We start from the raw sequence: 14,490 nt of genomic DNA on the forward strand, positions 1-14,490 counted from the left end.
CGGTCTCCTCGGGAGGGTGGGAAGCGGGGCGGGCGGTCAGCGCCGCGCAACGGGCCCGGACGGGCGGGCGGCGAGGGCGTCGCGGACGAGGTCGGCCATGCGGGCGGCGCCGTCGCGCGTGCCGACGGACGCGGACGCGTCCGACATGCGGGCGAGCGCCGCCGGGTCGGACAGGAGCGGCAGCACGTGCGCGAGCACCCAGTCGGGCGTGAAGTCGGCGTCGGCCACGACGATGCCGCCGCCGGCCGCGACCACGCCGCGGACGTTGACGGCCTGCTCGCCGTTGCCCACGGGGTACGGCACGTAGACCGCGGGGACGCCGACGGCCGTGAGCTCGGAGAGCGCACCGGCGCCCGCGCGCGAGACGACGAGGTCGGCCGCCGCGATGGCGAGCTCCATCCGGTCGGAGTAGCCGACCACGTGGTAGCGCTCGACGCCCGGGTCGGTGAACTCCTGGGCGCCGCCGACGATGTGGAGGATCTGCGCGCCGGTGGCGGTGATGCGCTCGGCCACCTGCACGACCGTGCGGTTGAGGCTGCGTGCTCCGGTGGATCCGCCCGTGACGAGGAGCGTCGGCCGGTCGGCGTCGAGGCCGAGCTCGGCGCGCGCGGCGGCGCGCACGGCATCGCGGTCGAGGGTCGCGATCTCCCGGCGGAGCGGCATGCCGACCACCTGCGCGCGCGGCAGCACGGTGTCGGGGAAGGTGATCCCGACCGCGGTGGCCACGCGCGCGCCCAGGCGGTTCGCGAGGCCGGGCGAGGCGTTCGCCTCGTGCACGACGACCGGGACGCCCGAGCGGCGGGCGGCGAGGTAGGCGGGCGCGGCCGCGTAGCCGCCGAAGCCCACGACCACGTCGACGCCGCGCTCCGCGATCATGCGGCGGATCTGCGCGACGGCCCGCGTGAACGCCGGCGCGAACGCCACGGCGGCCCGGTTCGGCCGACGCGGGAAGGGCAGGCGCGCGATCGTGAGCAGCTCGTAGCCCCGCGCCGGGACGAGCCGGGACTCGAGCCCCTCGCGCGTGCCGAGCACGAGGATCGTCGCCTCCGGCTCGCGCGAGCGCAGCTCGTCGGCGACCGCGAGCAGCGGGTTGACGTGGCCCGCCGTGCCGCCGCCGGCCAGCAGGTAGACGGTCACGAGCGCATCCCGATGACGGCCGGGATGACGTCCGGCGACTCCTCGGTCGTGGGACGCCGGGCGAAGCCGAGCACGATGCCCATCGCCACGAGCGTGGTCACGAGCGACGAGCCACCCGACGACACGAACGGCAAGGGCACCCCGAGCACCGGCAGCAGGTTGAGCACGACGGCGATGTTGACGAAGGCCTGCACGATGATCCAGGTCATGACGGCGCCGGTGGCGACGCGCGCGAACGTGTCGGTGTTGGCGCGGATCACGCGGATGAAGCCGATCGCGAGCACCACGAAGAGCAGGATCACGACGATCGCGCCGATGAGGCCGAGCTCCTCGCCGATGATGGCGAAGATGTAGTCGTTGTCGGCCTCGGGCAGCCACATCCACTTGGCCTTCGAGTTGCCGAGCCCGACGCCGAAGACCCCGCCGGCCGCCAGCGCGTAGAGGCCGTGCGTGGACTGCCAGCAGCCGCCCGCGTAGTCGCACTGCCCGGTGAGGAACTCGGTGACGCGACGCATGCGGCTGTCGCTGATGACGGTCATGAGGACCGCGAGCACGGAGCCGATGGTGAGCATGAGCGTGAGCTTGCCGATCGGGATGCCCGCGAAGAAGAGGGCGCCGAGCACGATGCTCGCCATGATGATCACGGTCCCGAGGTCGCCGCCGAGCGCCACGAGCCCGACCGAGCCGCCCGCGACGGGCAGCACGGGGATGAGGATGTGCGGCCAGGTGCGCAGCAGGTGGCGCTTCCTCGCGAGGATGAACGCCAGCCAGATCACGAGGCCCACCTTGATGAGCTCGGCGGGCTGGAAGGTGGTGCCGGCGATGCGGATCCAGCCGATGTTCTCGCCCACCTTCACGCCCATGGGGCCGAAGACGAGCAGCTGCACGGCGGAGGCCGCGAGCAGGAGGACCCACGCCCAGCGCTTCCAGAACATGGGCGGGACGAGCGAGACGAGCAGCATGAGCGGCACGCCGATGAGCGCGAACATGCCCTGCTTGAGGAAGATGCCGAAGAAGCCTCCGCCGGCGACGAACGAGTCGATGCTCGAGGACGACAGCACCATCACGAGGCCGAAGACCACCAGGAACAGCGTCGTGCCGAGGAGCAGGAAGTAGGAGCCGCTCTCCGCGTGGAAGGCGCGACCGAGGTGGATCCGGGCGGCGAGGCCGCGACGCTGCGTCCCCTCCTGCGCGTCCTCGGCGGGAGGCTGGGTGCGCGGGCCGCGGGGGCCCGGCGCGTCAGCCGCGCGAGGGATCCGCGTCGTTCTCGGGGGCAGTGTCATCCGCCGCACCTCCCAGGTGGTGGTCGACCGCGGCGCGGAATCGGCGCCCGCGGTCGGCGTAGTCGGTGAATTGGTCCATGGATGCCGCTGCCGGTGCCAGCAGGACGGTGTCGCCCTCGCGGGCCACGTCCGCCGCGAGCCGCACCGCGGTCCGCATGACCTGTTCAGTGTCGCTCTCGGCCACCTCGAGGACGGTGACGTCGGGCGCGTGTCGCCCGAATGCCGCGAGGACCTCGTGGCGCTCGGCCCCGATGACCACGGCGGCCCGGAGCCGGCGCGCGTGGGCCCGGATCAGCTCGTCGAGCTCGACGCCCTTGAGCAGCCCGCCGACGACCCAGACGACCGAGGGGAACGCCGCGAGCGACGCGGAGGCCGCGTGCGGGTTGGTGGCCTTGGAGTCGTCGACGAACGCGACGCCGTCCCGCTCGCCGATCCGCTCGATGCGGTGGCTGTCGAGCTCGAAGCGCAGGAGCGCCTGGCGCACGACGGCGGGCGAGACGCCGTAGGAGCGCGCGAGCGCGGCGGCCGCGAGGATGTTCTGGACGATGTGGGGCGCGGCCAGCCCCACCTCGCGCAGCTCGTCGAGGGTCGTCAGCTCGAGCGCGGACGTGAGGCGCTCCTCGAGGAACGCGCGGTCGCAGAGGATCCCGTCGACGATGCCGAGGTCGCTTGGGCCCGGGGCGTCGAGGCCGAAGCCGATGGCGCGCGCGCCGTCCTGCACGTCGGCGTCGCGGAGCGCGTCCTCGGTGGCGCGGTCGGCGCGGTTGTAGACGCAGGCGACGCGCGTGTCCGCGTAGACCCGGCCCTTGGCGGCGGCGTAGGCCGCGCGCGACCCGTGCCACTCGAGGTGGTCGTCGGCGAGGTTGAGGAACGCGCTCGAGTACGGGCGCACCTCGCGCATGTAGTGCAGCTGGTGGCTGGACAGCTCGACGACGAGCACGTCGAAGCCGTCCGGGTGGCGCACCACGTCGAGGACGGGCAGGCCGATGTTGCCGCACGGGACGGCGCGCACGCCGCCCTCCTGCAGGAGCGCGGCCGTGAGCTGCGTGGTGGTGGTCTTGCCGTTGGTGCCGGTGATGGTGATCCACTCGGCCGGCGTGCCGGTCTTGTCGCGCACGCGCCAGGCCAGCTCGATGTCGCCCCACAGCGGGATGTGCGCTTCCGTCGCCCAGGCGGGCAGCGGGTGGGTCGGCGCGTAGCCGGGCGACACGACGACGAGCTCGGGCGCGAAGGCCACGAGCTCCGCGGGGACGGGCTCCTCCTCGGTCGGCCGCACGAGCCGGCCGCCGATCACGTCGAGCAGGGCCAGCCGCTCGGGCGACGCGTCGGAGGCGACCACGAGCACGTCGGCGCCGAGCTCGACGAGCGTGTCCGCCACCGAGAAGCCCGTGCGGCCGAGGCCGAGGACGGCGACGCGGAGGCCGGTCCAGTCGTCATGCCAGCTGTGCAGGGAGTCGGGGCGCGCGAGCGTCCGTCCGTCGTCGAGGGGAGCGTCCGTCATCTCTACTGCGTGATCCATTCCAGGTAGAACGTGCCGACGCCGGCCGCGACCAGCAGCCCGGCGATGATCCAGAAGCGCACGACGACCGTGACCTCCGCCCAGCCCTTCAGCTCGAAGTGGTGGTGGAGCGGGCTCATCAGGAAGATGCGCTTGCCGTGCGTGAGCTTGAAGTAGATGCGCTGCAGGATCACCGAGCCCGCGACGATCACGAACAGGCCGCCGATGAAGACGAGCAGGAGCTCGGTGCGGCTGAGGATGGCGAGGGCCGCGAGGGCGCCGCCGAGGCCGAGCGAGCCGGTGTCGCCCATGAAGATCTGCGCGGGCGAGGTGTTCCACCAGAGGAAGCCGATGAGCGCTCCCACGATGGACGCCGCGATGATCGCGAGGTCGAGGGGGCTCGCCACCTCGTAGCAGCGGTACTCGTTCTGGTAGCTGGAGACGCTGTCGCACGACTGGTTGAACTGCCAGAAGCCGATGATGACGTAGGAGCCGATCGAGAAGATCGAGGCGCCCGCGGCCAGGCCGTCGAGCCCGTCGGCCACGTTCACGCCGTTCGAGGTGCTCGCGACGATGAGGCAGATCCACACGATGAACAGCGCCGTGCCGATGACCGCGCCGAGCGCCATGAAGTCGAGCGGCAGGTCGCGGAACAGGCTGATGGCCGTGGACGCGGGCGTGAGGCCCGAGACGGGGTCGCGCAGCGTGATGGCGAGCACCGCGAACACCGCGGCGACGAGCACCTGGCCGGCGATCTTCTGCCAGCCGCCGAGCCCGAGCGACTGCTGCTTGCGGGTCTTCAGGTAGTCGTCGAGGAAGCCGACGAAGCCGAGGCCCACCATCATGAAGACGACCAGCAGGCCGGACGGGGTCACGGGGTCGAAGCGGATCCCGTCCCACGTGAGCAGGTGCCCCACGAAGTACCCGAAGACGCTCGCCAGGATGATGACGATGCCGCCCATGGTGGCCGTGCCGCGCTTGGTGTGGTGCGACTGCGGACCGTCGTCGCGGATGAACTGGCCCCACTGCAGCCGGTGGAACAGCTTGATGAACAGCGGCGTCAGGAAGAGCGTGAAGACGAGCGAGATGGCGCCCGCGCCGAGCAGGGCTACCACGAGTACTTCTCCCCCAGCTCGTCGCCGAGGAAGCGGAGCCCCGCGGAGTTGGACGACTTGACGAGCACGAGGTCGCCGTCGCGGAGGATCCGGTCGAGGATCTCGCGGGCCTCGGCGGCGTCCTCGGCGAAGATCGACTCGCCGTCCCAGGAGCCCTGCGCGATCGCCTCCAGGTGCAGGCGGCGCGCGGGCCGGCCGACCACCACGAGCTGGCCGATGTTGAGGCGCACCGCGAGGAGGCCCACGCGGTCGTGCTCCTCCTCCGAGAACTCGCCGAGCTCGCTCATCTCGCCGAGGACCGCGACCGTGCGCTGCTCCGGGCCGCGGATCTGCGCGAGCGTGCGGAGGGCGGCCGCCATGGAGTCGGGGCTCGCGTTGTAGGCGTCGTTGATGACGGTGACGCCGTTGCCGCCGAGCACCTCCATGCGCCAGCGCTCGGCGCGCTGCACGGTCTGCAGGGCGGAGACGATGGCGTCGCCGTCGACGCCGAGCGCCCAGGCGCCCGCCGCCGCGGCCAGCGCGTTCGTGACGTGGTGCTCGCCGAGCACGCGGAAGGAGACAGGACGGGTGGATCCGTCGGGCAGGTGCAGCGTGAAGGTCGTGCCCGCGGCGGACGCCTGGACGTCGGTCGCGCGGACGGCCGCGCGCGCGTCCCGGCCGAACCAGAGCACGGGCGCCCGGGTCTTGTCGCTCATGGACGAGACCCGCGGGTCGTCGGCGTTGAGCACGGCCGTGTCCTCGGGCAGGAGGTCCTTGACCATCTCGGTCTTGGTGACGAGCGTCTGCTCGATGCCGCCGAAGCCGCCCGCGTGCGCGAGGCCCACGGTGAGGACGATGCCCACGTCCGGCTTCGCCATGCGGATGAGCCGCGTGATCTCGCCGAGCCCGCTCGCGCCCATCTCGGCCACGAGGAAGCGCGTCGTGCGCGTGACCTTGAGCATGGTGAGCGGCGCGCCGACCTCGTTGTTGAACGACGCGACGGGCGAGACCGTCTCGCCCTGCGTCTCGAGGATCGCGTGCAGCAGGTTCTTGGTGGTGGTCTTGCCGTTGGATCCGGTGACCGCGACCATGCGCAGGTCGCCGAGCGCGCGCACCCGGGCCACGACCTCGTGCGCCAGCCGGCCGAGCGCATCCACCACGTCGGGCACGAGCACCTGCGGCACCGGGAGGTCGAGCTCGCGCTCGACGAGGAGCAGGGCGGCGCCCGCCTCGACGGCCTTCGGCGCGAACAGGTGCCCGTCGGTCTCCTCGCCGGGCTTGGCGACGAAGATCCCGCCGGGCGCGATGAGGCGGCTGTCGGTGTCGACCGCGCCGTCGACGACGGTCTGCGCGGTGGCGTCGCCGCGCAGCAGGAGGCGGCCGTCGACCGCCTCGGCGATCTCGGCGAGGGTGAGGGCGATCATGTCAGCTCCAGCCTGCGTCGCGGAGGGCCGCGCGCGCGTCGTCACGGGCGGAGAACGGGATCTTGCGCCCGGCCACCTCGTGGTAGTCCTCGTGCCCGGGTCCGGCGACGAGGATGGTGTCCCCCTCGCCGACCAGCGACACCGCCGTGCGGATCGCGGTGGCGGGGTCGGGCACCTCGTGGATCTCGCGGTCGGGGACCGCGGCCCGCGCACCCGCGATGAGCGAGGCCCGGATCGACGCCGGGTCCTCGTAGCGCGGGTGGTAGTCCGTGATGACCACGACGTCGGCGAGCCGGGCCGCGATGGCGCCCATCTCGGCCCGCTTCGTGGTGTCGCGGTCGCCGTCGGCACCGAAGACCATGACGAGCCTCCCCGGCGTGAACGGGCGCAGCGCCTGCAGCGTCTGCTCGAACGCGTCGGGCGTGTGGCCGTAGTCGACGAAGAAGAGGGGACCCGTCTCGCCCGACACGCGCTCGGCGCGGCCGGGGATGTAGGCCTGGATCCCGCCGTCGCGGTCGAGCACGTGCGCCACCGCGTCGAGGTCGTAGCCGGACTCGACGAGCATGACGATGGCGAGCCCCGCGTTGGCGGCCATGAACCAGCCGGGCACGGGCACGCGCGAGACGAGCACGCGGTTGTCCGGGCCCTCGAGGCGGAAGCCCGTGGAGTCCGGCGTCTGCTCGAGCACCGTGACGGTCCAGTCAGCCTCGACGCCGGGCTTCGAGGCGATCGTGGTCATCGGGATCCGCGACCCCTCGACGATGCGCTGGCCCCACTCCGTGTCGAGCGACACGACGCCGCGGCGCGCGCGGTCGGGGTCGAAGAACGCGGCCTTGGCCTCGAAGTACTCCTCGAAGTCGGCGTAGTCGTCCAGGTGGTCGTGGCTCAGGTTGATGAAGGCCGCCACGTCGAACACGAGGCCGTCGACACGGTGGCGCGACAGCGCCTGCGCCGACACCTCGATCGTGACCGCGCGGACCTCGGCCTCGCGCATGCGCGCGAGGAGCGCGTGCAGCTCGCTCGCCTCGGGCGTGGTGAGGCGGCTCGTGATGCTCTCCTCGCCGATGCGGCGCTCGGCCGTGGAGGTGAGGCCCGTGACGACACCGAGCTGGCGGAGCAGGCCGTCGAGCAGGTAGACCACGCTCGTCTTGCCGTTGGTGCCCGTGACGCCGTAGAGCGTCGCCGGGTTCTCCTCCGAGCGGTGGACCCATGCGGCGACGTCGCCGAGGGCCGCGCGCGGGTCGGGGGTGAGGATCACGGGCAGCCCGGACGCCTGCGCGTCGGCGAGGCCGTCGGGGTCGGTGAGGACCGCGACCGCGCCGCTCTCCGCGGCGGCCGCGGCGAAGCGGGCGCCGTGCGCACGCGCACCGCGCAGACCCACGTAGAGGTCGCCCGGCTGCACGTCGTCCGAGGAGAGGGTGACGCCCGTGACCTCCACGTCGTCCACGTCGCCGACGACGTCGAGCGCGAAGTCGCGCACGAGGCCGGACAGCGACCGTGCGACGGGATGCTCGGGGCGGAGGGCGGGAGTGGCAGGGGAGGTCATCGCCCTCATCTCTCAGTAGGTCGTCGGGAGGTTCGGGGACGGCACGCTGGAGGGCGGGACCCGGTAGGTCTTCAGGACCTGGGACATGATCTTCTGGAAGACCGGCGCCGCGGCCGCCGAGGACTTCATGGTATCCGGATTGGCCAGGCTGATCGACACGACGTACTGGGGGTCCTCGGCCGGCGCGAGCCCGGCGATCGACACCAGGTAGTTCTTGCCGTACTTGCCGTCGGCCTCCGCCACCTGCGCGGTGCCGGACTTCGCGGCGACCCGGTAGCCCGGGATCGTGAGGTCCTTGGAGAGGTGGCCGTCGGTGACGACCGTCTCGAGCATGTTGACGGTCGTGTCCGCCGCCTGCGGGGAGATGACCTGCGTGCCCGTGGTGTCCGGCTGGTCCGTCATGGTGCCGTCCGCGGCCTTGCAGCCGGAGACGAGCGACAGCGGCAGCTTCACGCCGTGGTTGCCGATGGTCTGGTAGATGCTCGCGACCTGCAGCGCCGTGGTCGTGAGGCCCTGGCCGAACATGGTCGCGTAGTTGGTCTGCGGGTCCCACTCCTGCCACGGGCGCACGAGGCCGCTGCTCTCGCCGGGGAAGTCGATGGCCGTCTTCTCGCCGACGCCGAACGCCTTGAGGTAGTCGTAGCGGTCCGAGGCGGGCAGGCGCTCGCCCAGCGCGGAGATGCCCGTGTTGGAGGAGTCCATGAGCACGCCCGCGAGCGTGAAGTGCAGGTCGGGGTGCACGTAGCTGTCGCTGAGCTTCACGTCCGGTCGCGTGAACGTGTAGGGCGCGACGACGCGGCTGGAGGCGTCCGCCTTGCCCGAGTCGACGAGCGCCGCGGCGGTCACGGCCTTGAGCGTGGATCCCGGCTCGAACGGCGACCCGAAGGCCCGGCTCCCCCGGTCGGCGGGCTTCGTCGCCGAGACGTCGTTGGGATCCACGGACGGGTACTCGGCGACCGCGAGCACCTTGCCCGTCTTCACCTCGACGATCGTCGCGTGCCCGTAGTCGGCGCCGACCTTCACGGCCTGCTCGGCCACCGCGGTCTGCGCGAAGTACTCGAGGTCGGTGTCGATGTTGGTCATCACGTCGCTGCCGTCCACGGCCTTCTGCTGCGTGACCGTGCTGCCGGCGATCGGCACGCCGTCGGCGCCCCGCTCGTACGTCTGCGCGCCGTCCTGGGCGGCGAGGCACGAGTCGTACTCCTGCTCGAGGCCGGCCTTGATCGTCCCGTCGCCGGCGATGTAGCCGAGGATGCTGCCCGCGATCTGCCCGTTGGGGTACGTGCGGCTCGACACGGCCTGGAAGTAGATCCACGGGATCTTCAGGTCGCGGATGGCGAGGTAGGCGTCGGCGTCGACGCCCTTCGTCACGTAGGCGAACAGCGACTTCGGGTCCTTGGCGAGCGCCCCCGTGATGAGCCCGTCGATCTCCTCGGGCTTCTGCCCGGTGATGGCGCCGAGCTGCGACTCGGCCTCGGCGAGCGACACGGCCTGCTTGGCGGGCTTGCCGTCGTCGCCGGTCACCGTCCGCGTGAAGTCGCCGGCCTTGGACGGGTCCATCGTCACGTCGTAGCGGAGGACGCTGCCGGCGAGGACCTTGCCCTGGGCGTCGTAGATGCTGCCGCGCACGCCCGGGAGGGTCTGCGAGATCGCCCGCTTGCCGAGCGCCGCCTCGTTGAGCTCGGTGGCCTGCACGACCTGGATGTCGATGAGCTTCACGACGAACACCCCGATGACGGCGAGGATCGCGATGAGCGAGAAGGCGATGCGCCGTCGGTTCGAGATCGTGGTCACTCGGGGGTTCCTCTCGGGGCCTGCGGGGCGGTGCGGTGCTCGGTCGGAGCGGTGTCCGGCGTCGGTCGCGTCCCCGTCACGGGGAGCACGATCAGCGGGTCTGCGGGGTCGGGATCGACGTGGCCGACGCTAGCCCGGAGGCCGGGCTGGGCGCGGGAGGCGCGCTCGGGGTGCCGGCCGTCACGCCGCCCGCCGCCTCGGCCGAGCCGGGGATGGCGGATCCGGGGTCGGTCGTCGCCGCCCCGTCCTGCGCTGTCGCGGCCTCCAGGGCCGCCGCGCGCTTGGCCGGGTCGCTCTCCACGGTCAGCGGCACGCCCGTGAGGAGCGCGTTGCCGATGAGGGTGTCGGCGGTGAGCGCCGTGGTCGCGCCGTCCTTCGCCTGGGGGGTGCCCTGGATGGTGCCGTCGAGCGAGAGGAAGGAGGGCGACGCGCTGGCGACCATGCCGAGCGCCTGGGCGTTGCGCGCCAGGTTCTGCGGCGACGACAGCCGGTCGACGTCCTCGGTCAGCGACTGGTGCGTGCGGTCGAGCTCCCTCTGCTGCTGCTGGAGGGACTGGATCGCGTACGCGCCGTCCGACAGCCCGATCGAGAGCAGGAGCTGCGCGAGGAGCACGGTGAACAGCCCGCCGACGACGATGAGCGCGTAGACCGTGCGCGGTCGCGCGCGACGCTGTCCGCGCGTGGCGACGACCTCGATGTGGCGGGTGGCGGGCTCGGCGGACGGCCGGATCCGGGGACGCGCGGTCGCGCGTGCTGCATCGGTCATGCGTGTCGCCTCCTGGCTCGTTCGGCGGCGCGCAACCGGACGGATGCGGCGCGGGGGTTCTGGGCGATCTCGTGCTGGTCCGCGAGCTCGGCGCCCCGGACGAGGAGCTTCAGCTCGGGTCGGTGCTCGGGCAGCTCGACGGGGAGCCCCACGGGTGCGGTGCTCGTGGACCGGGCGCGCAGCTCGCGCTTGACGATGCGGTCCTCGAGCGACTGGTACGACTCGACGACCACGCGGCCGCCGACGGCCAGCCGGTCGATCGCGGCCGGCATGGCTCGGGCGAGCACGCTGAGCTCCTGGTTGACCTCGATGCGCAGCGCCTGGAAGACGCGCTTGGCCGGGTGCCCGGCGCGCTGCACCGCCGCGGGCGTCGCCTGCTGGATGATCTCCACCAGTCGCGCCGACGTCGTGATGGGCTCGACCTCACGCGCCTGGACGATGCGGCTGGCGTAGCGCGGGGCGAGCTTCTCCTCGCCGTAGTCGTAGAAGATCCGGCGCAGCTCGAGCTCGTCGTACTCCGCGACCACCTGCGCGGCGGTGAGTCCGGCGGTGCCGTCCATGCGCATGTCGAGCGGCGCGTCCTGCGAGTAGGAGAAGCCGCGCTCCACCCGGTCGAGCTGGAGGGACGAGACGCCCAGGTCGAAGAACACGCCCTGGACCTCGCCGATGCCGAGGCCATCGAGCGCGCGCCCGATGCCGTCGTAGACGGTGTGCACGAGGTGCACCCGGTCGCCGAAGCGCGCGAGCCGCTCCCCCGCGATGGCGAGGGCGTCGGGGTCGCGGTCGAGGCCGACGAGGCGCAGCCCGGGGAGCGCGTCGAGGAACGCCTCCGAGTGGCCGGCCATCCCGAGGGTGGCGTCGACCAGCACGGCGCCCTCGCCCTGGAGGGCGGGGGCGAGCAGCTCGAGGCAGCGCTCCAGGAGCACGGGGGTGTGGATGTCGTCGATGGCCATGGCGACCCGATGCCCTGTCCGCGGCTCCTGATCCCCATCCGTCCCGACCTGCCACCGGGGAAGTGCGGCAGGGCGTCGGACGGCTGGGAGTCAGGGGCCGGGGTCAGAACAGTCCGGGGATCACCTCCTCCGCGGTGTCGGCGAACGCGCTCTCGTTGGCGGTCAGGTACTCGTCCCACGTGCCGGCATCCCAGATCTCGACGCGGCTGCCCGCGCCGATGACCGCGAGCTCGCGGTCCAGGCCCGCGTAGGTGCGGAGCGCCTGCGGGATCGTGATGCGGTGCTGCTTGTCCGGCGTCTCGGCGTTCGCCCCGGACAGGAAGACGCGCATGTAGTCGCGGGCCTGCTTGCTCGCGAGCGGCGCCTGCCGCATGCGGTCGTGCAGCTCCTCGAACTCGCGCGTCGTGAAGACGTAGATGCAGCGGTCCTGACCGCGCGTCATCACGACGCCGCCCTCGAGCTCGTCGCGGAACTTCGCGGGGAGGATGAGCCGCCCCTTGTCGTCGAGACGAGGCGAGTGGGTGCCGAGGAACACACCGACACCCCCTGTCTCTCCGGCCGTGGTTCAGGACTTGCTCCACTTTACTCCACAGCCCTCCACCCACCGCTAGGAGGCGCGGGTTAATTCCCCGTGCGCGGCCCCCGATCCCCGTGGCCATGCGGCCTGGCATGCGGGGAGGGATGTGGAGGGGATCACGTCCACCGGCGCGCCGCGGGGACGCAGAAGCGCCCTCCGGGTGATCCGAGGACCATCCGGAGGGCGCCGGGGAGGGATGGGGAGCGGCGGCGGAGACGACGGAAGGGGCCGATCCCGGTTCGGGATCGGCCCCTTCGGGTCGAGTGGAGGGCGGTGGAGAGCCGCCTCAGCGGGTGGTCAGTCCTGACCGCCCTGGCGCTTCTCCCACCGCTCGTTGATGCGGTCCATGAAGGAGGACGTCGAGGCGGGGCGCTTGCCCGTCCCGCGACCGGTGGCACGGGATCCGCTCGGGGCGGACGCGTCGACGACGGTGCCCCGCGGGCTGAAGACGAAGAGCGCTCCGACGATCATGACCGCGAAGCCGAGGACGCCGATGATGGCCAGCTTGGTGATGACGCCGGCCGCCAGCGCGGCGATGCCGAGCACGATGACGAGAACCCCGACGACGACCATGGTGTAGTTGGGTCTGCTGCGGCGGCCGCTGACGGTCGCCACAAAGTCTGCGTCGTTGTGATAGAGGCTTCGCTCCATCTCCTCCAGCAGGCGCTGCTCTTGCTCGGAAAGCGGCATCATGTTCCCCTCAGGCTCGGGACGACGCGTTGGTGTTCACCTGTGGATTCTAGCTCCCTGCCCCTGGCTAGGCTAGGCGGGTGCCCGAAAGCGACCGCCTCGTCAGCCACGTCCAGACCCGCCTCGACGACTTCCTGACGACGCAGGCGGCGGGACTCCGGGAGATCAGCCCGGATCTTGTGCCCATCCACGAGTTCTCCTCGGATCTGCTGAGAGGCGGGAAGCGGTTCCGCGCGCAGTTCTGCTACTGGGGCTGGCGCTCCGTCATCGACCTCGAGCCGTCCCCTGCCGGGCGCCCCCAGGGCGAGGAGCGGCCGGGCTACCGCGCCGTCGTCGGGGTGGCCGCGGGACTCGAGATCTTCCACGCCGCGGCGCTCGTGCACGACGACATCATCGACCGCTCCGACACCCGGCGCGGGCGACCCGCCGCCCACCGCCGGCTCGAGCAGCTGCACGCGGCGAGCGGCTGGGGCGGATCCTCGGCGGGCTTCGGCGAGGCCGGAGCCATCCTGCTGGGCGATCTGCTCCTCGGCTGGAGCGACGAGCTCCTCATCGACTCGCTCCTGGCGCTGGCGGACGGCTCCTCCGCGCGGGCCGCCCGCGCCGAGCTCGCCACCATGCGCACGCAGGTGACGCTCGGCCAGTACCTCGACGTGCTCGAGGAGGTCGCGTGGCCCACCGTGCCCGAGGACGACACCCTCGCGCGCGCCCACAACGTGATCGTCTACAAGTCGGCCAAGTACAGCATCGAGGCCCCGCTGGTGGTCGGTGCGAGCCTCGCGGGCGCCTCCCCCGAGCAGGTCGCGGCCCTCCGAGCGGTGGGCCTCCCCCTCGGGATCGCGTTCCAGCTGCGCGACGACGTGCTCGGGGTCTTCGGCGACAGCGAGGTGACGGGCAAGCCCAGCGGCGACGACCTCCGCGAGGGGAAGCGCACCGTGCTCATCGCCCTCGCCCGACGGCGGCTGCCGGACGGCGTGCGGCGCACCGTGGACGCGCTGCTGGGCGACCCGGACCTGGACGACGAGCAGATCCGTGCGCTCCAGTCGATCCTGCGCGAGAGCGGCGCCCTCGACGAGGTCGAGGGCATGATCGCCCGCCATGTCCGGGAGTCGCTCACGGCCCTGCGCGAGGCGCCGATCGGCGCGCGAGCGCGGAACCAGCTCGAGCTGCTCGTCGACAGCGTCACGCGACGCGTCACCTGATCCCGGCGGTCCGCCCCGTCCAGGAGCGCGGCGCGAGCGCGCGACGCGACCGGGGACGGGTCAGGCGCTCGCCTGCGCCACGCGCCGCACCTCGGCCTTGCGACCGGCGAGGAGGGCGTCGACGGGTGCGGCACCGAGGCTGGGCTCCTCCGTGAGGAGCCACTCCATGGCCTCGTCGTCCGTGAAGCCGTTGTCCCCGAGCACGATGATCGTGCCCCGGAGCTCCGACAGCGGCTCGCCGTCGCGCAGGAACACGGCCGGCACCTTGAGCACGCCGTCGAGGCGCACGGCCAGCAGGCGCCGGTCCTCGATGAGGCGTCGCACCCGGCTGACGGTGAGACCCAGGAGGTCGACGAGATCGGGGACGGTCAACCACTCACGGTCGGCATAGGGCTCGTTCACGTCTCACATGCTGGCACGTCCCGGAGCGGGCACGGCGCGCGCCACCCCGAGACCACCGCGGGACGGGTGACGGCGGTGGATCCGGCTGCCTATCCGCCGAAGACGCGTGTCGCTGTTCACTCCA

At 72.3% G+C, this 14,490-nt stretch carries 13 protein-coding genes; 1 reads left to right on the top strand and 12 read right to left on the bottom strand.

Annotated features, from left to right (window positions below; translation table 11 throughout):
* Positions 1-36 precede the first annotated feature (36 nt).
* From murG to AES38_RS09080, 11 genes are all read right to left on the bottom strand, one after another.
* Positions 37-1,137, bottom strand: a complete 1,101-nt coding sequence (murG, locus tag AES38_RS09030) for an undecaprenyldiphospho-muramoylpentapeptide beta-N-acetylglucosaminyltransferase (RefSeq protein WP_053774682.1) — start codon at positions 1,135-1,137, stop codon at positions 37-39.
* Entirely contained in the window at positions 1,134-2,420 is a 1,287-nt protein-coding gene (ftsW, locus tag AES38_RS09035; RefSeq protein ID WP_053774683.1) for a putative lipid II flippase FtsW, read from the bottom strand. Before ftsW ends, murG begins: the two co-directional genes overlap by 4 nt.
* Positions 2,377-3,921, bottom strand: coding sequence for a UDP-N-acetylmuramoyl-L-alanine--D-glutamate ligase (gene murD / locus AES38_RS09040; protein ID WP_053774684.1), 1,545 nt, complete (start codon positions 3,919-3,921; stop codon positions 2,377-2,379). The genes ftsW and murD overlap by 44 nt, the downstream gene beginning before the upstream one ends.
* Positions 3,922-3,923: 2 nt before the next feature.
* Positions 3,924-5,033: a phospho-N-acetylmuramoyl-pentapeptide-transferase gene (gene mraY / locus AES38_RS09045; protein WP_043675665.1), complete on the bottom strand. Its 1,110-nt coding sequence runs from the start codon at positions 5,031-5,033 to the stop codon at positions 3,924-3,926.
* Positions 5,027-6,436 carry a UDP-N-acetylmuramoyl-tripeptide--D-alanyl-D-alanine ligase gene (locus AES38_RS09050; protein WP_053774685.1) on the bottom strand — a complete coding sequence of 470 codons (1,410 nt, stop codon included), beginning with the start codon at positions 6,434-6,436 and terminating at the stop codon, positions 5,027-5,029. The genes mraY and AES38_RS09050 overlap by 7 nt, the downstream gene beginning before the upstream one ends.
* Position 6,437: 1 nt before the next feature.
* Positions 6,438-7,982: a Mur ligase family protein gene (locus tag AES38_RS09055; RefSeq protein ID WP_053774686.1), complete on the bottom strand. Its 1,545-nt coding sequence runs from the start codon at positions 7,980-7,982 to the stop codon at positions 6,438-6,440.
* 12 nt (positions 7,983-7,994) lie between these two features.
* A complete protein-coding gene (locus tag AES38_RS09060) occupies positions 7,995-9,776 on the bottom strand; it encodes a peptidoglycan D,D-transpeptidase FtsI family protein (protein WP_053774687.1) in 1,782 nt (593 codons plus the stop codon).
* 91 nt (positions 9,777-9,867) lie between these two features.
* On the bottom strand, positions 9,868-10,542 hold the full coding sequence (gene ftsL / locus AES38_RS09065; RefSeq protein WP_053774688.1) for a cell division protein FtsL: 675 nt from the start codon (positions 10,540-10,542) through the stop codon (positions 9,868-9,870).
* A complete protein-coding gene (gene rsmH, locus AES38_RS09070) occupies positions 10,539-11,495 on the bottom strand; it encodes a 16S rRNA (cytosine(1402)-N(4))-methyltransferase RsmH (RefSeq protein WP_053774689.1) in 957 nt (318 codons plus the stop codon). Before rsmH ends, ftsL begins: the two co-directional genes overlap by 4 nt.
* 103 nt (positions 11,496-11,598) lie before the next feature.
* Positions 11,599-12,030: a division/cell wall cluster transcriptional repressor MraZ gene (mraZ, locus tag AES38_RS09075; protein WP_012038555.1), complete on the bottom strand. Its 432-nt coding sequence runs from the start codon at positions 12,028-12,030 to the stop codon at positions 11,599-11,601.
* 339 nt (positions 12,031-12,369) lie between these two features.
* Entirely contained in the window at positions 12,370-12,765 is a 396-nt protein-coding gene (locus AES38_RS09080; protein ID WP_053774690.1) for an SCO2097 family morphological protein, read from the bottom strand.
* Positions 12,766-12,842: 77 nt separating this feature from the next.
* Between AES38_RS09080 and AES38_RS09085 the strand changes: the two genes are divergently transcribed.
* Positions 12,843-13,964 (top strand): polyprenyl synthetase family protein, encoded by a 1,122-nt coding sequence (locus AES38_RS09085; RefSeq protein ID WP_053774691.1) that lies wholly within the window; start codon positions 12,843-12,845, stop codon positions 13,962-13,964.
* 60 nt (positions 13,965-14,024) lie between these two features.
* Here the strand turns inward: AES38_RS09085 and AES38_RS09090 are convergent, their stop codons facing one another.
* Positions 14,025-14,366: an Rv2175c family DNA-binding protein gene (locus tag AES38_RS09090; protein ID WP_043675644.1), complete on the bottom strand. Its 342-nt coding sequence runs from the start codon at positions 14,364-14,366 to the stop codon at positions 14,025-14,027.
* Positions 14,367-14,490 lie beyond the last annotated feature (124 nt).

This window comes from Clavibacter capsici, assembly GCF_001280205.1.
Classification (GTDB): domain Bacteria; phylum Actinomycetota; class Actinomycetes; order Actinomycetales; family Microbacteriaceae; genus Clavibacter; species Clavibacter capsici.